General features: G+C 70.5%; 12 protein-coding genes. 4 read left to right on the top strand and 8 right to left on the bottom strand.

Annotation, left to right across the window (positions count from 1 at the left end; genetic code table 11):
• Nucleotides 1-174 precede the first annotated feature (174 nt).
• The 6 genes from pncB to NRY95_03855 all read right to left on the bottom strand — a co-directional run bounded on the left by pncB (nt 175) and on the right by NRY95_03855 (nt 7,722).
• The gene (gene pncB, locus NRY95_03880) at nt 175-1,356 is read right to left on the bottom strand and encodes a nicotinate phosphoribosyltransferase (GenBank protein UYC17117.1); all 1,182 of its coding nucleotides are present in this window, start codon (nt 1,354-1,356) and stop codon (nt 175-177) included.
• Nucleotides 1,357-1,391: 35 nt separating this feature from the next.
• Nucleotides 1,392-2,372 carry a glycosidase-like protein gene (locus NRY95_03875; protein ID UYC17116.1) on the bottom strand — a complete coding sequence of 327 codons (981 nt, stop codon included), beginning with the start codon at nt 2,370-2,372 and terminating at the stop codon, nt 1,392-1,394.
• Nucleotides 2,354-3,793, bottom strand: a complete 1,440-nt coding sequence (locus tag NRY95_03870) for a hypothetical protein (GenBank protein ID UYC17115.1) — start codon at nt 3,791-3,793, stop codon at nt 2,354-2,356. The genes NRY95_03875 and NRY95_03870 overlap by 19 nt, the downstream gene beginning before the upstream one ends.
• Before the next feature lie 22 nt (nt 3,794-3,815).
• Entirely contained in the window at nt 3,816-5,753 is a 1,938-nt protein-coding gene (locus NRY95_03865) for a glycosyltransferase (protein ID UYC17114.1), read from the bottom strand.
• Between the two features lies 1 nt (nt 5,754).
• Nucleotides 5,755-6,705 (bottom strand): hypothetical protein, encoded by a 951-nt coding sequence (locus NRY95_03860; GenBank protein UYC17113.1) that lies wholly within the window; start codon nt 6,703-6,705, stop codon nt 5,755-5,757.
• A gap of 171 nt (nt 6,706-6,876) precedes the next feature.
• On the bottom strand, nt 6,877-7,722 hold the full coding sequence (locus NRY95_03855) for a glycosyltransferase family 2 protein (protein UYC17112.1): 846 nt from the start codon (nt 7,720-7,722) through the stop codon (nt 6,877-6,879).
• Between the two features lie 375 nt (nt 7,723-8,097).
• Here NRY95_03855 and NRY95_03850 point away from each other — a divergent pair, with 375 nt between their 5' ends.
• The 4 genes from NRY95_03850 to NRY95_03835 all read left to right on the top strand — a co-directional run bounded on the left by NRY95_03850 (nt 8,098) and on the right by NRY95_03835 (nt 13,296).
• Nucleotides 8,098-9,246: a phosphotransferase gene (locus tag NRY95_03850; protein UYC17111.1), complete on the top strand. Its 1,149-nt coding sequence runs from the start codon at nt 8,098-8,100 to the stop codon at nt 9,244-9,246.
• 153 nt (nt 9,247-9,399) lie between these two features.
• Nucleotides 9,400-11,562, top strand: a complete 2,163-nt coding sequence (locus NRY95_03845) for a TonB-dependent receptor (GenBank protein UYC17110.1) — start codon at nt 9,400-9,402, stop codon at nt 11,560-11,562.
• 323 nt (nt 11,563-11,885) lie between these two features.
• The gene (gene pnuC, locus NRY95_03840; protein ID UYC17109.1) at nt 11,886-12,467 is read left to right on the top strand and encodes a nicotinamide riboside transporter PnuC; all 582 of its coding nucleotides are present in this window, start codon (nt 11,886-11,888) and stop codon (nt 12,465-12,467) included.
• Nucleotides 12,468-12,558: 91 nt separating this feature from the next.
• Nucleotides 12,559-13,296 (top strand): UTRA domain-containing protein, encoded by a 738-nt coding sequence (locus tag NRY95_03835; protein UYC17108.1) that lies wholly within the window; start codon nt 12,559-12,561, stop codon nt 13,294-13,296.
• Nucleotides 13,297-13,563: 267 nt separating this feature from the next.
• On the opposite strand, the gene NRY95_03830 is transcribed toward NRY95_03835, so the two are convergent.
• Nucleotides 13,564-14,397: a glycosyltransferase gene (locus NRY95_03830; protein UYC17107.1), complete on the bottom strand. Its 834-nt coding sequence runs from the start codon at nt 14,395-14,397 to the stop codon at nt 13,564-13,566.
• A 6-nt stretch (nt 14,398-14,403) separates the two neighbouring features.
• The gene (gene gspD / locus NRY95_03825) at nt 14,404-16,698 is read right to left on the bottom strand and encodes a type II secretion system secretin GspD (GenBank protein ID UYC17106.1); all 2,295 of its coding nucleotides are present in this window, start codon (nt 16,696-16,698) and stop codon (nt 14,404-14,406) included.
• Nucleotides 16,699-16,707: the final 9 nt, after the last annotated feature.

Genomic DNA, 16,707 nt, shown 5'->3' with positions numbered 1-16,707 from the left:
AGGGTACCCAGCAAGCCCGATGTCAATATGGCGGCCACTGCCTCTAATGCGACACAGCTCTCACTTTGCGAGCCAATGGTAGCCCACTGCTGCGCCACAGCAAAGTCCCTCCCAGCCGAACGATCGCTGCCATTCTCGTCGCAACCGGCCGGGGCGAGGCAGGCACACGTCCCACTATGGGTGATCGGCGGCCACGTCGAACACCTGGCGCAGATAGGCCAGGTAGGCCGGGTCGTCGCACAGGTTCTTGCCCGGCGAGTCGCTGAGCTTGGCCACCGGCTGGCCGTTGCAGCGGACCATCTTGATCACGATCTGCAGCGGCGCCGGCCCCAGGTCGTTGGTGAGGTTGGTGCCCACGCCGAAGGCGAGCATGCAGCGGCCGTGGAAATGCGCGTACAGCCGCATCACCTTGTCGATGTCCAGGCCGTCGCTGAACACCAGCACCTTGCCGCGCGGGTCCACCCGGTGCCGCTGCAGGTGCGCCAGCACGCGCTCGCCCCATTCGAACGGGTCGCCGGAATCGTGGCGCATGCCGTCGAACAGCTTGCAGAAGTACAGGTCGAAGTCGCGCAGGAAGGCGTCCAGCCCGACCACGTCGGACAGGGCGATGCCGAGGTCGCCGCGGTACTCGCGCGCCCACGATTCCAGCGCCGCGGCCTGCGAATCGCGCAGCCGCGGGCCCAGCGCCTGGAACGCCTGCAGGTATTCGTGGGCCATCGTGCCCAGCGGGGTCAGCCCGTAGCGGCGGGCGAAATACACGTTGCTGGTGCCGACGAACTGCGTGCCCAGGGTCTGCTGCAGCACCGGCAGCAGCTCGCCGTGCCAGGCCCGCGAATAGCGCCGGCGGGTGCCGTAATCGGCGATCGCGCAGCCGCCGTAGCCGCTGCTGTCGCGCAGCAGCGCGATCTTGGCCTGCAAGCGGCGCAGGCCCTCGGCATGATCGTCGCCGCCGGTGTTGCGGAACCAGACCTCGTTGACGATCGCCAGCAGCGGCACTTCGAACAGGATGGTGTGCAGCCACGGCCCACGCAGGCTGAGCTCGATCTCGCCCGGCACCGTGGTCGAGGCCTGCAGCTGCAGATACTTGCGGTCCAGATGGAACAGCCCCAGGAAATCGGCGAAGTCCGGCTTGATGAAGCGCAGGCCGCGCAGGTAGTCCAGTTCCTCGGCGCGGAAGCGCAGCGCGCACAGCGCATCGATCTCCTCGGAGATCTGCGGCAGGAACTGCGCCAGGTCGATGCCCGGGGTGCGGCACTTGAAGCGGTATTCCACCTGTGCGCCGGGATGCTGGTGCAGCACCGCCTGCATCATCGTGAACTTGTAGAGGTCGGTGTCGAGCAGCGAATCGATGATCATTGCGCGATTATGCGCCCGCATCGCGCCTGCAGGAATCAGTGCCGCGCCAGCACCGCCTGCGCCGGCTTGTGCTGCACGGTGAAATCGCTGTCGTGCGCGCCGCCGGCGTCCGGATCGGTGTACCAGCACCACAGCGCGATGCCGGCGATGCGCTGTTCACCGAGTACGCGGCGCCAGTCCCGCAGCACCTGCGCCTGCAGGGCCGTATCCACCGCGGCGGTACGCTGCTCGGGACTTTCCCAGGGCGCGGCCAGGCTGCCGCGCGCCGAGCGCAGGCCCAGTTCCGCCACCCACACCGGACGCCCGCTGCGCGTGCCCAGCGCCTGCACCCGCGCCGCCGCCGCGCGCATCTGCGTCAGCCGCTGCGCCGGCACCGCCGACAACGCCGGGTACAGGCTGGTGCCGACGAAATCGAAGCGGTCCCAGTAGCCGAAACGCTCGGCCTGCTCCAGGCCATCGGCCACATAGCCCAGCGGACCGCGATAGACCTGGCGCACCGCCGCCACCAGCGCCGGCCACTGCGGCGCGTCCTGCAGGCCGCGCAATTCGGTGCCGACGATCAAGGCCTCGGCCCGTTCGTCGGCGGCGACCTGCGCCAGCTGCAGCAGCACGCGCTGGTAGGCACCGAACCAGGCGGCGCGATCGGCCGGCGCGGCATCGCCGGCCCAATGTCCCGGGATCCACAGGTGCACCTTCAGCACCGGCTGCAGGCCGGCCGCGCGCATCTGCCGCAGCCCGGCACGCACCTGCTCCACGCTGCTGTCGCTGCCCAGCACCGGAGCGTCGGACTGCGGCGTGGCCTGCCAGACGAAGGCGACCAGCAGCGCGCGTTCGGCGCCGGCGTCGGCCAACTGCTGCAGCGAGCGCTGCGCCGCGTCGCTGCCCCACGGCGCCTGCGCCGATACCTTGACGTTGGCGCCCATCCACGGCGCTGCCGCGGGCGTGGCCGCACCGCAGCCGCAGGCGCTCATCGCGAACAGCATGCCGGCCAGCCACCTCAAGGCAATCGACGCCATACCCGGTAGGCCCCTTGTCGGTAGACCAGACTGTAGCCCGGCAGGCCCTGCTGCCACAGCTGCGGCAGGCGCCGGTTGACGCTGTCCAGCACCCCGGCCTGGCTGGCCGGGTCGGCCACCACCACCTGCGCCGGCATCTGCCGCGGGTCGTCCAGCGCGCGCTTGAAGCGCGGGTCGAACGGCAGGATCAGGCCCTGCGCATCGCCGCGCGCCACGATCACCGCGTAGCCGGCGCGATCGTCGAGCAGGGTCGGCAGCCGCGCCTCGGCCAGCCAGGCGCCCAGCCGCGCTTCGTCCGGATGCCGCGGCGCCACCGGCGCGCGCAAGGCGCTCGCCCAGTCGCGGGTGGTCGAGGCGGCGGTCTGCGCGATGACCCAGCCGCTGGCGACGGCGCCGAGCAGCAGCAAGGCCAAGGCCAGCCAACGCAGTTCGCGGCGCAGGTCGCCCAGCACCAGCGCCGTCGGCACCAGCATCAGCGCCAGGAAATCCAGCGGCTGCGCGCTGAAGCGCGCCCATGCCGCCAGCGTGCCGGCACCGATCACGGTGGCGGTCGCCACCAGCACGCAGCGCCAGGTGCTGCTGAGCCGGGTGCGCCGCACCAGCAACAGCAACGGCGTGGTGACCAGCCCGGCCAACAACAGGTACAGCGGCGGCCACCACGGCCGCGCCATGGCCTGCTGCAGCCAGGGCTGCAGCGCCGCCTGCGCGTAGCTGCCGCGGAACGCCGAATGCTGGTCGCGCACGAACAGCAACGCATCGCCGAAGAACAGGTAGTTCAGATACATCCAGGTCGCGACCGCGAACAGGAACGGCAGATAGCAGACCAGATAGAACGACAGCGCCGCGCGCCGCAGCATGCCCTGCGGCGCGATCACGCCCAGCCACGGCGCCATCGCCAAGGCCAGGAAGCAGGCGCGTTCGTCGACGAAGAACAGCAGGCACAGGCCCAGCGCCAGGCGCAGGTAGGCGAAGGCTTCCGGATCGCCACGCAGATGGCGCAGCGCGCGGCAGGTCAGGTAGAACAGCAGCAGGCCCAGGCCCTGGTTGTTGCCCGACAGCGTCGGCCACAGGAAGAACGGCTGCAGCACCAGCGCCGCGCACAGGCCCCAGGCCCAGGCACGGCCCAGGCCCGCGGCGAGGTCGCGCCACAGCAGGCTCACCAGCGCCGCGCCGGCGAGCACGTCCACCAGGTAGGGCAGCAACGGGGTGGACAGCCCCGGCACGCCGCCGATCAACAGGCCCAGGTACAGTGAGGCCTGCGCGTAGAGGAAACCCAGGTATTCGGTGCGGAAACCGGCCGCGTCGCGCAACAGCAGCAGCTTGGCGTACTGCGCCATCGCGTCGTCGCTCATGTAGCCGTGCGCGAGCAACCGGTGGCACAGCAGCGCCAGCAGCGCGGCGGTGGCCACGAATACCGCCACGCCGCGCGGGCGCCGCGGCGTGTCAGTCGTCGAGTGCGGCGCGGCGCTCTTCGGCCATGTGCTTGCTGATGCCATGGGTGGTCTTTTCCCAGTAGAACGGATTGCGGATGAGCTGCCACAGGCCCTTGTAGGCGGCGACCGATTGCAGCAGCCAGTACAGCGGCACGGTCAGCGCATACGGCGCCAGCCGGAAGTAGTCGCGCTTGAACGCGGCCAACAAGGTCATGTAGATCAGAAAGCCGTTGCCCAGCATCAAATTGAGCAGGCTCAGGTACAGCAGCGCGGGCGGGAAGAACGGATTGAACACATGCGTGTCGGTCAGCGCCCAGATGCCGTAGATCAACCACATCGGCGGGGCGATCAGCGCGGTGAAGAAGGTGCCGCCGACGAAGAACTGGAAGCCCCAGAACCCGCGAAAACCGACCGAGCGGTACAGCTGCACCGGATCGCGCATGTGCACCAGCCAGGTCTGCATGTAGCCCTTGAGCCAGCGCGAGCGCTGCCGGATCCAGTTGGGAATGCTGACGTTGGCTTCTTCGAACGTGGTCGAGTTGACCACGCTGACCCGGTAGCCCTGCTGGGTCAGGCGCACGCCCAGGTCGGCGTCCTCGGTGACGTTGTACGGGTCCCAGGCGCGCACCTTGCGCAGGATGTCCAGGCGGAAATGGTTGGAGGTGCCGCCCAGCGGGATCGGGATGCGCAGGGTTTCCAGCGCCGGCAGGTAGAAGTCGAACCACAGCGTGTATTCCAGCGTGAACATGCGCGTGAGCCAGTTCTCGTCGGCGTTGTAGTAGTTCAGCCGCGCCTGGATGCAGGCCACGTCGGCCGGCGACTTGCGGAACGCGGCGACCGCGCGCTTGAGCTGGTCCGGCTCCGGCTTGTCCTCGGCGTCGTAGATGGTGAGCATCTGCCCGCGCGCGAACTGCAGCGCGTAGTTGCACGCCTTCGGCTTGGTCTTGGGCTGCGACGGCGGCACCCGGATGATCTCGAAGAACGCTTCCAGGCCCAGCGCCTTGGCCGCCTCGATGGTCTCGGTGTCGTCGGCCTCCAGCACCAGCTTCACGTCCAGCTTGGAAGTCGGGTAGTCGAGCCGGCGCAGGGCGTTGGCCAGGATCGGCAGCACGTCCGGCTCCTTGTACATCGGCACCAGCACCGTATACACCGGCAGATCCTCGTCGCCGAGCGCGGCCACTTCGGCGTCGGTGACCTTGATCTCGATGCGGCGGCGCGCACCCAGCCAGGCCAGCGCGAACTTCAGCGCGAACGTGGCCACGAAGGCGACGCCGACCATGCTGTTGATCGCGATCAGGCTGGGCACCGGCCAGATCGCCAGCGCCAGCAGCAACAGCGCCGCCACCGTGCACAGCGACACCACCTGCTTGCGGGTCACCACCTGCTTGGCCGAGTGCTCCGGCGCATGTTCGGCGAGCAGGTTCAGCGCATCGTGGGTGAGCTGCGCATCGGCCTGCTGCTGCAGGCCCCAGACCACATCGAACTTGGAGGTACCGACGAAGCGCACGTCAGCGCCGTACTGGCTGCGCGCCCAGGCGAAGGTCTCCGGGCCGGGATCGGCCACCGCCAGCACCAGCCGGCCCTCTTCCATCCGCCACGGCAGCACCAGGCGTTGCGCATAGTCGGCCAGGCGCTCCGGCTCGAACAGGGCGGAGTCGATCGGCTGCTGCAGCAGGTTGACGAAGTTCAGCCCGAAATGCGCCGACAGCACCGTGTAGAAGCGCAGCGCGGTGACCCCGCGCTGGGCCAGCACCACGTCGCCCAGGCGCGAACGCCAACGCGCCTGCAACGCCAGCGCGTCCTGCAGCTGCGCCGCATCGATGACCCCGGCTTCGACCAGCGCGGTGCCGATCGGGGTCTGCCAGCCGCGCGGCTCGGGCACGCTGCCGAGCGGACCGATCGCGTCGCCGGCGGCGCGACTCGTCGCCGGATGGTTCACCGCGGCCATGTCAGAACCGCCACCAGGCGGCGACGAACGGGCCACCCGCGCCGCCGGTGTTGCGCCCGGCCACCGGCTGCTGGTAGCCGAGCTGCAACTGGGTGCCGCCGGGCAGCGTGTGCAGCAGCGAGGCCTGCAGCTTGGTCAGGTCGTAGTTGTTGCCGCGGATCGGGGTGTCGGGCGCGTAGACCGGATTGGGGCCGTTGCCGTTGCCCAGGCCCTGGATCACGTTGAGTTCGCCGATCAGCATCCAGCGCGGCGCCAGCGCCAGGCCGCTGCTGATGTCCAGGCGCGCCTCGTCGGCGGAGTCGCCACCGCGCAGGCGCACCGCCGCGCCGAGGTCCACGTAGCCGTCGTGGCTGCCGGCCCGGTAGCCGCGACCGACGCTGTAGCGCAGTTCGACGCCGTAGTCGCCCTGGCCCAGCGCCGGACGGTCGCGCTCGGGGGGACGGCCCTGCCGGCCGTAGCCGGGGATCAACGCCAGCACCTGCGCCGCACCCTGCCAGGGGCCGTCGCCGTCCGGGTCCAGGCGGTAGCGCAGGCCGACTTCCTGGTCGGCCCAGCCGGTGGTGTGCCGGTTGCCGTAGCCGTTGTCGTTGCGATAGCCGGCCTTGCTGAAATAGACGTTGCCGACCAGGGTCAGGTCGGCGCTCAGCCCATACTCGGCATAGAGATTCAGCTGGTCCTGGCGGCTGCGCCCGGCATCGGGGAAATTCTGGTCCTGACCGTGGCTGTTGTAGACCGCGCCGCCATCGCTGTGGCTGGCCTTGAGGATCGCCAGCGCGGCGCCCTCGTCCTGTACCCAGGCACCGGCCAGGCACGGCCCCGCCGCCAGTGCGGCCAGGCCCACTGCCAGCGTCGACAGCGCGCGTGCGCGTCGGTATCCGTTGCGTGTCACGGTAGAGGCGGCCGCGCAGGCGCGAGGCCGAGAGCGCAAGCGCCCGTCGTACGACTGATGCATCGCTGTTGTTTCCTGGTGGGGGCCCCTGGAACAGGGAGCAGGAAACGACTCCAAACGCGGAATCGTGGCAGGACCGTAACATTTTTCAAGCGTGATTCACATCACGCAATAAATGAATTACTCATCACGCATACAGCCTAACGACGCGCACGCACCAGCCTGGTGCCGCGTTCAGCCAGGGCGGCGCAGACACAGCCTGGCGAAGGTCACCCAGGCGTGCAGCCAGATCACCGCCCACACCGCCGCACGCACCGGCGCGGCGCGCGTTGGCGCCTCGAACTTGCGGAAATAGCGCCACAGTCCGCGGTGCTTGTGCCATTCCACGAACCACGGCCGCTTGCGGCTGGAAACGCCGCGCACGTGCAGCACGCGCAGGCGGTTGCACACCGCCACGGTGGCCCCGGCCTGGCGCGCGCGGCGGCACAGGTCCAGGTCCTCGGCATGCAGGCGGTAGCCGGCGTCCCAGCCGCCGATACGGTCGAACAGCGCACGCGGCAGCAGCATCAGCGCACCGGAGATCGCCTCCACCCGCTGCAGCGGCTGCGCCGGATCCACCGCCACCGCCAGCCGCGAACCGGCCAGCGGATGCCGCAGCATCGCCGCGAAGTCCGGATCGCGGCGGCGCACCGCGGCGTCGGCACGGCCGTGCTCGTCGACCTGCTCCACGCCGAGCAGCGCGTCGCCGAGCGCGGCGACCTGCGCGCGCAGCAGTGCCAGCGTGTCGGCCTCCACCATCAGGTCCGGATTGACGAACGCCAGCCACGGCGCATCGCTGGCCGCCGCGCCCTGGTTGCAGGCGGTGGCGAAGCCGGGGTTGTCGGGATTGGCGATGAAGCGCACGCGCCGGTCCTCCAGCGCGTGGCGCTGCACGATGGCCAGGGTGTCGTCGCGCGAGGCGTTGTCGACCACCCGGATCTGGGCGACGTCCGCCGCCGTGCGCAGCCGCTGCAGACAGGCGTCGATGGTGCTGCCGCTCTCGTAGGTCACCACCACCACGGCCATCTGCTGTTCGCTCATGCGCCGATTATCCGGGCAAACGGGCTCGCGCAGAAAGCGCCGTGCCTGCGTCACCGGCGCCCGCGCCGCGCCCTGCGCCGCAGGCCTGCGCGCCGACGCATGTGGAGACGCGTGTAGAATCGCGCGTCCCATGCCTTTCGCGGTGTAGATGACGGCGAGCGCCCACGACGGCGCGCTGCCCCCAGGATCCAGACGCATCGGCCGCCCAGCTTGCTGGCGGCCGTGCATGCCGACGGCCCGGCAGCGCCGCCTTGCGACCGACAGAGCCGTCGGCCGCCGACGCAGGGCTCCGCGAAGCTGGTCTAGACCAAACCACGAAAGGCGTACCCCGCCGCTTCGTTGCGACGCGCCGCCCCCGCACCCGGCGCGGACCCGATGAGCACGCACCAGATGCACGGCATGAGCCTGGCCCCGGCCGAGGCGGACTGGCCGCCGCTGCGCAGCGACGAGGTCGACGCGCTGTTGCGGCACATGGGCCTGGCCGACGCGGTCCGCGCCTTGCGCTGGCACAGCCCGCGCCCGTTCTCCGCCGCGGCCGAGGTCGAGAGTTCAGTCGGCACGCTGTTCGTGAAGCGCCATCACCGCAGCCTGCGCGATGCGCGCACGCTGGGCGAGGAACACCGCTTCATCGAGCACCTGCGCGTGCGCGGCGTGCCGGTCCCGGTGCTGCTGCGCGCGCCCGACGGCGCCAGCGCGATCGCGCTCGGCGACTGGACCTACGAAGTGCAGCGCGCCGCCAGCGGCGAAGACCTGTACCGCGACACGGCCTCGTGGCTGCCCTTCGCCGACACGGCCCATGCGCAGGCCGCCGGGCGCGCGCTCGCATTGCTGCATCAGGCTGCGGCGGGCTACACGGCGCCGCCGCGCAGCACCACCCAGTTGGTCGCCAATCTGCGCCTGTTCGGCGGCGCCGATCCGTTGCAGGCGCTGCAGCAGGACCTGCGCGCGCGGCCGGCGCTGGCCGCCTGGCTGCAGCGCCACGACTGGCGCGGCGACCTGCGCCGGCATCTGCTGCCGTGGCACGCGCGCGCCTGGCCGCTACTGCAAGCGCCGCTGCCGCCGCTGTGGACGCATGGCGACTGGCACGCCTCCAACCTGCTGTGGCGCGGCCACGGCGCGGCCAGCGAGGTCAGCGCGGTGTTCGATTTCGGCCTGGCCGACCGCACCTTCGCGCTGTTCGACCTGGCCACCGCGATCGAACGCAACCTGGTGCCGTGGCTGGACCTGGACATCGGCGGCCGCGCGCCCGCCGAGCTCGATCAGCTCGACGCGCTGCTGCACGGCTACGCGCAGCTGCTGCCGCTGGACGCGGCGCAGCTGCGCCTGCTGGCCGCGCTGTTGCCGATCGCGCATGCCGACTTCGCGCTCGCCGAGATCGACTATTTCGCCGGCATCACCGGCTCCGACGCGAACGCCGAGATCGCCTATCGCCGCTACCTGCTCGGCCATGCCGACTGGTTCGGCGGCGGCGAAGGCCAGCGCCTGCTGCGGCAGTTGCAGCGGCACGCGGACGCCGCGCGATGAGCGTTTCGCTTTCGCTGCCGCGCGCGCCGGCGCGCCCAGTGCGCGCGCATGCCGCGCCGCGCTGCCGGCAGCGCGCCCGCCCACGCCTCCGCCGTTGCCCGCGCGCAGCGACATCCGTCTTTTCCATTGCGACTCCCGCCTAGAGGTTCTCCCATGTCCCACACCTTCCCCGCACTCGCGCCGCTCGCCCTGGCGTTGGCGCTGGCCGCCACCGCCGCACCGGCGCGCGCCGCCGATGCGGACACGCAGACGCCGGTCGAACTGGACGCGGTCCACGTGCAGGGCGAGCAGCCGCGCAACCGCTCCACGCTGGGCGGCTACGGCGACGCCGCGCTGCTGGACACGCCCGCCTCGATCGGGGTGATCGACCGCACGCAACTGGACGACCGCCAGGTGCGCGTGCTCAGCGAGGTGCTGCGCGCCGACGCCTCGGTCGGCGACAGCTATGCGCCGATCGGCTACTACGAGAACTTCGTGGTGCGCGGCTATTCGCTCAACGCCGCCAACAGCTACCGCATCAACGGCCTGACCGTCACCGGCGAGCAGAACGTGGCGCTGGAGAACAAGCAGCAGGTGCAGGTGCTCAAGGGCCTGTCCGGGCTGCAGTCCGGGCTCACCGAGCCGGCCGGCGTGATCGACTACGTGACCAAGCGCCCGCAACAGGTGCGCACGCTGGTGCTCGGCACCGACGACGACGGCGGCCGCTACGCCGCCGTGGACCTGGGCGACTGGTTCGGCCGCGACCGCCAGTTCGGCCTGCGCGTCAACGCCGCGCACGAGGACATCCGCAGCTACGTCGACCATGCCGACGGCCACCGCAATTTCCTGTCGCTGGCCGCGGACTGGAACATCGACCCGCAATCGACGCTGCAGCTGGACGTGGAATACCAGGACCGGCAGCAACGCTCGGTGCCCGGCTATCAACTGCTCGGCGGCGAGCGCGTGCCCAGCGACGTGTCGGTGCACCGATTGCTGGCCTACCAACCCTGGTCCAAGCCGGTCGGCATCGACTCGCTCAACGCGCAGCTGCGCTACCAATACCGCTTCAACGACACCTGGCGCGCACAACTGGCGGCCGCCCATAGCCGCGCGGTGATCGACGACTATTCCAGCTTCGCCTGGGGCTGCTACGGCGCGGCCAGCTGCGCCGGCGACGCGATTCCGAACCACTTCAGCCGCGAAGGCGACTACGACCTCTACGACTACCGCAGCCCCGACGACACGCGCCGCAACGACCAGGTGCAGGCGACCGTGTCCGGCAGCTTCGCCACCGGCGCGCTGCAGCACCAGCTCAACCTCGGCGTGGACTACCTGCAGCGCACCATCGACCAGCACGGCTCGATCAACGAATGGATCGGCAGCGGCAACATCGATGCCGATCCGCCGCTGCTGGCCCAGGCCGACGCCGAACTCGGCCCCGAGCAGCGGCGTCTGGACAGCACCCAGCAATCGCTGCTGGCCAGCGACCGCATCGGCATCGGCGAGGCCTGGCAGCTGCTGCTGGGCGCGCGCCAGGTGCGCTACGACGAGCGCGCCTGGGACCGCGACGGCGCGCTGACCCGGCACACCCGCCGCTCGGAACTGCTGCCGCAGGCGGCGTTGTTGTTCAAGCCGCAGGAGACGCTGTCGCTGTACGCCAGTTTCGCCAAGGGCCTGGCGCCGGGCGGCACCGCGTCGTGGTTCGCCAGCAATGCCGATGCGATCCTCGCCCCGACCAGCGCCTACCAGAGCGAAGCCGGCCTGAAATACGAGCGCGGCGGCCTGGCGCTGGGTGCGGCGGTGTTCGACATCCGCCAGGCCTACCAGTACGCGCAGCCGCAGGCCGACGGCAGCTTCCTGTATGTGCAGCAGGGCCGCCTGCACAACCGCGGCATCGAACTGTCGGCCGACGGCGCGATCGGCGAGCGGCTGCACCTGCAGGCCAGCGTCGCCGGCATCCGCGCGCGCGCCGAGGACACCGGCACGCCGGCCTACGAAGACCACCAGGCCCTGAACGTACCCAGGCTGCGCGCCAGCGCCCAGGCCAGCTGGGACGTGCCCGGGGCGAGCGGCCTGGCGCTGCTGGGCGGCGCGCAGTTCAGCGGCGCCAAGTACGCCGACCGCAGCGGCCGCGTCGCCGTCGGCGGCTACACCGTCTATAACTTGGGCGCACGCTACGCGACGCGGCTGGGCACGCTGCCAACCACGTTGCGGCTGAGCGTGGACAACCTCGCCGACAAGCGCTACTGGCGCGACGTCGGCGAATACCTCGGCGACGACTACCTGTTCCTGGGCGCGCCGCGCACGGCGCGGCTGGCGCTGCAGTTCGATTTTTGACTCGGGACTCGGGACTCGGGACTCGGGACTCGGGACTCGGGACTCGGGACTCGGGACTCGGGAAGGCAGGATGCTGCCCCGGGACAAATCGCTGTCAAGCGACTTGATGAAAAAAGTGCCAGATCTTGAAATGAAGAGAAGCGGCTCCTTTGCAGTTTCAGCCAGCCGCTTTTCCGTGGGAGGGGCTTCAGCCCCGACGCCTTACCGGTGACGCGTCGGAGCCAAAGCCAGGCTACAAAAAAGCAAGAATGCAGTGCACTGGCGACCACCCCTCGAGTCCCGAGTCCCCGGTCCCGACTCCACACCATCCAACCGAGCCCCCCATGTCCCCCCTCGAACTTCTCGCCGTGCTGGTCAACGTAGTCGGCGTGTGGCTGACCGCACGCCGGGTGCGCTGGTGCTGGCCGGTCAACGTCGTCGCGGTGCTGCTGTACGCGTGGCTGTTCTACCAGTGGAAGCTGTACTCGGACATGTTGCTGCAGGGCGTCTACGTGTTCCTGCAGGGCTACGGCTGGTGGCGCTGGAGCCAGGGCCGGCTGGAGCACGGCAAGGTCCAGGTCGGCCCGCTGCCGCGGCGCGAAGCGGCGCTGTCGCTGCTGGCCGGCGCCGCCGGCGCGCTGTCGCTGGGCTGGCTGATGCACCGTCATACCGATGCCGCGCTGCCCTGGCTGGACGCGGCGCTGTCCGCCTTCAGCCTGGTCGCCAGTTTCTGGGCGGCGCGCAAGCGCATCGCCAACTGGGGCCTGTGGATCGTGCTCGACTGCCTGTACGTCGGCGTCTTCGTCTACAAGGGGCTGTATCCGACCGCGGCGCTGTACGCCGGCTTCGTGGTGCTGGCGATCTACGGCCTGCGCCTGTGGCAGGCCGACCTGCGCCGCACCGGTGCCGCGCCACCGTCGCGATGAGCCGGCGCATAAGCCGCTCGGGCATGAACAGCGAACCGGGCCTAGTCTGCGACCATGCGCAGGGACAGCGCCATCACGCGACGGAGAACGCATGCCCACGCCATTGAACCCAGCCGCCGGTTTCGGCCAGCGCATCGTCGATGCGCTGCTGGCGCGCATCGCCGGCGGCGAATGGGCCGCGGACCAGCGCCTGCCGGTGGAACGCGAGCTGGCCGCGCTGTTCGGCTGCACCCGCATCACCTTGCGCGAGGCGCTGCAGCAACTGGAATCGGAAGGCCACATCTATCGCGAGAACCGGCGCGGCTGGTTCGTCAGCGCGGCGCGCGTGCGCCACGACCCCACCAGCATCGCCGGCTTCATGCAGTACGTGGCCGCGCAGGGCGGCACGCCGCGCACGGAACTGCTCAGCGTGCGCCGCCAGCCGGCCGGCGCGACGCTGGCGCGGCACCTGGAACTGGACGATGCGCAGGCCGAGCTGTTCCTGCTGCAGCGGCGGCGCTGGATCGGCCGCCGCGCGGTGCTGCTGGAGACCAATGCGATCCTGGCCGCGTGGGCGCCGAGCCTGCTCGAGCACGACCTGGCCGGCTCGCTCAGCGCCGTGCTGGGACAGCGGCTCGGGTTGCGCCAGGCGCGCAGCCGGCTGTCGATGTATCCGGCCACGCTGGGCGCCGAGCAGGCCGCGCTGCTGCAGTCCACCGCCGGCACGCCGTGCTTCCGGCTGCAGCGGGTGAGCTACGCCGCCGACGGCCGCGCGGTGGAGTTCGACATCGAATCCTGGCGCCACGACGTGCTGGAAGTGACGGTGGACGTGCAGGCGCCGCCTGAGTGAGGCTGGCGCGCGTCCGGCGGTGGCGGGCGGCTGCGGCCGCGGCCGCCCGGTCCGGCAATGGCATCGCCAATGCGCCGACCGAGCCGCGCGCGGCGGATGTGCCAACGCCGACGGCCATTACGGACTTCTTGAAACTTGTGGGAGCGACTTCAGTCGCGACGGGCTCTACCGGTAACGCCCGTCGCGACTGAAGTCGCTCCCACAACACTCCGCCGACTGGCAACACTCCGCGGATTGACCGATTGCAATGCCCGCGTCGAAAACGCGCTAGGCGTCGAACAGCGCGCGCTGCGGGTCCGGCGGCGGCAGTTCGGCGTACCGGCGTTGCAGCTCCTCGCGGCGCGCGCGTAGCGGGTCGTGCATCAGGAAGCCGGCCAGGCGCGCATGCCAGGCCGGCCAGCGCGTGGCCAGCGCGTCCATGTCGCCGTCGGCGGCGCGGCCTTCGCCGCTGCGCGCCACGTAGGCGGTCTCGCACAGCACGTTGCGCCAGCCGAGTCCGGCCATGCGCAGCGACAGGTCGATCAGCGCCGCGTACCAGGAACCGTAGCTGCTCGCGTCCAGGCCGCCGGCGCGCTGCCGTGCGGCGCCGCGCAAGGCCACCGCGTGGCACACCGCCGACGGCAGTTCCGGATGCTCCGGTGGCAGCGCCGCGCAGGCGCGCGCCAGACGCTCATCGTCGTCGGGAAGAGGATTGATCTCGCCCAGCCGCGGCCAGGCGCAGGCTTCGCCGGCGTTGCTCCATGGCGTGGCGCTGGCGATGGCGGCGTCGCGCGTCAGGCACGCGCTCAGTTGCTGCAACCAACCGGGCAAGGGTTGCGCGTCCGCGGCGAGCACCACCACGTCGGCGGCGGCACAGGCGCGCAGCATCTCGTCCAGATGCGCGACCTCGCCGAGCATGCGCGGGCGCCGGGTGTAGTCGGCCTGCAGGCGGGTGCGCGCCAGCCAGGCCTCGACCACGCGCTGGCCGCGCGGGCCGGCCTGCGCGTCGTCGGCCAGCCACACGCGGGTGCCGGCCGGCGTATGCGCCTCCAGCGCGCCCAGGCATGCGTCCAGCGCGGCGTCGTCGACGCCGACCGGCAGCAGCACGATGGGCAGGGACACCCGCGCCTACTTCTTGCCCGAGGCCGGCAACGGCTGCATCGCCTTGAACTTCTGCCCGTACTCGTCGGTGAGATTGCGCGCCTCCTGCGGGTTGCGCACGATCGTCGGGGTCAGCAGCACGATCACTTCGTTGCGGGTCTTGTCCTGCGTTTTCTGACCGAACAGCGCGCCGACCACCGGCAGTTTGCTCAGCAGCGGCACGCCGGCGCTGCCGTCGCTGGTGCTGTCGTTGATCAGGCCGGCAAGCATGATGGTGTCGCCGCTCTGCACCGCCGCCTCGGTCTTGACCCGGCGCGTGTTGATGTCCACGTTGCAGGCCGAGCTGTTGGTCACGGTGGAGGTGCCCGAGGTGCACGCCGCCGGCCGCGAACCGGGCGTGCTGACTTCCTGCACGATGTCCAGGAACACCATGCCGTCCTTGGTCACCCGCGGCCGCACCTTCAGGATCACGCCGGTGTCGATGTACTGCACCGACGAATAGCTGGTGTCGGTGCCCAGACCGGTGTTGATCGAGGTCGAGTTGATCGGGATGCGCGTGCCGACGTTGAGCGTGGCCTCGGCGTTGTTGCGCACGAACACCGACGGGGTCTGCAGCAGCTTGAGGTTGGTGACCTTGTCCAGCGCGCTGATCACCGCCGCGGCGTTCTTGCCGAGGAAGGTCCAGCCCAGGCCGCTGCTGCCGACCTTGCCGGCGATGTCGCCCCAGATGTTGCGCCCGGCGGCGCTGGGCAGGCCGGCGCCGACGCCGAGCCCGGTGCTGTTGCTCACCGTGCTGTCGGCGGAGGCGTTGACCGAATTCTCGAAGAACCAGTTCACGCCGTACTGCAATTGGCCGGTCAGGCTGACCTCGGCCACCTGCGCCTCGATGTGCACCTGCATCGGCATCACGTCGAGCTTCTCGACCACGTCGCGGATCGAGCGCCACGATTGCGGCGTGGCGCGCACCAGCAGGGTGTTGGTCTCCTCCACCGCCGACACGCCGACCTTGTCGCCCTGCACTTCCAGGGTCACGCTGCCGTTGCCGGAGGTGCGCGGCGACAGCTGCAGGCTGCCGTTGCCCAGGCCGCCGCTGCTGCCGGAGGAGGAACTGCCGCTGCTGGAGGACAGGCTGTCGCTGCTGCCGTTGAGGCTGCTGCTGCCGCCCAGGCTGCCGTCGCTGCTGCCGTTGAGGCCGCCGCCGCCCATCTGGCTGAGCTGGGTGCCGGGCATCAGCGAGGCGTTGGAATCGCTGCGGTTGCCGCCGGCGCCGAACACTTCGGCCAGGCGGTCGGCCAGGTCCTTGGCCTTGATGTATTTCAGTTCGTAGGAGAACAGCCGGCTGCCGCCGCCGGCGCTGTCGATGCGGTCCAGCCACTCCTGGATCTGGTCCAGATAGCGCGCCTGCGGGGTGATCACCAGCACCGCGTTGGCGTTCTCCAGCGGCATGAAGCGGAACATGCCGGCACTGGGCGTCTTGCTGTTTTCGCCGAACACCTTTTCCAGGTCCGCGGCGACCTGCTCGGCCTTGCCCGACTGGATCGGGAACACGCCCACCGACATGCCCGACAGCCAGTCCACGTCGAAGATCTGCACCGTGCGCAGGTAATTCTCCAGTTCCGCACGGGTACCGCCGAGGGTGATGACGTTGCGCGAGCCGTCGATGCCGACGATCGCGTTCGGCCGCGCGTACGGCTCCAGCACCTTCTTCATCTCGCTGGCGGAAATGAACTTCAGCGGCACCACGCGCACCTCGAAGCCGCGCGCGCTGGCCGGCGAGGCGGTGCTCGGCGCCACCGTGCCGGCCAGGGCCTGGTCGGCGGGCACGATGTTGTAGCGGCCGCCGCTGTAGACCATGCGTGCGTTGTTCCAGCCCAGCACCATCTCCAGCAGGTTCAGCGCCTGCGCCGGCGACACCGGCTTGGGCGTGGCCAGGGTCACGGTGCCCTGCACGCCCGGCGCGATCACGTAGTTCTGCCCGAGCATGTCGCCGAGGATCGCCTTGACCACCGCGTGCACCGACTCGCCTTCGAAGTTGAAGGTGGCGCTGCCGCTGCTGGCGTTGGCCAGCGACGGCGCCGGCGCGGCGGCGGCGCTGGAATTGATCATGCTGCCGCTGCCGCGGCGGATCACCGGCGCGACGCGGTCAGGCAGGTCGTTGGGGTCGGCCACGCCGGCCGGCCCGCCGCTGGTGGCGCTGGTGCTGCCGGCGGCGCCGACGTTGGGATCGATCGCCGCGCCGCGGCGGACGTCCGGCGAGGGCGTGGTGGCGCAGCCGGCCACCAGGCCGATCGCGAGGAACAGGGAAAACAAGCGCGGCGTCATGCGATCACT

It is taken from the genome of Xanthomonas campestris pv. phormiicola (genome assembly GCA_025666215.1).
In the GTDB taxonomy this organism is placed as follows: domain Bacteria; phylum Pseudomonadota; class Gammaproteobacteria; order Xanthomonadales; family Xanthomonadaceae; genus Xanthomonas_A; species Xanthomonas_A campestris_A.
This window is presented reverse-complemented; position numbering and strand designations above follow the sequence as displayed.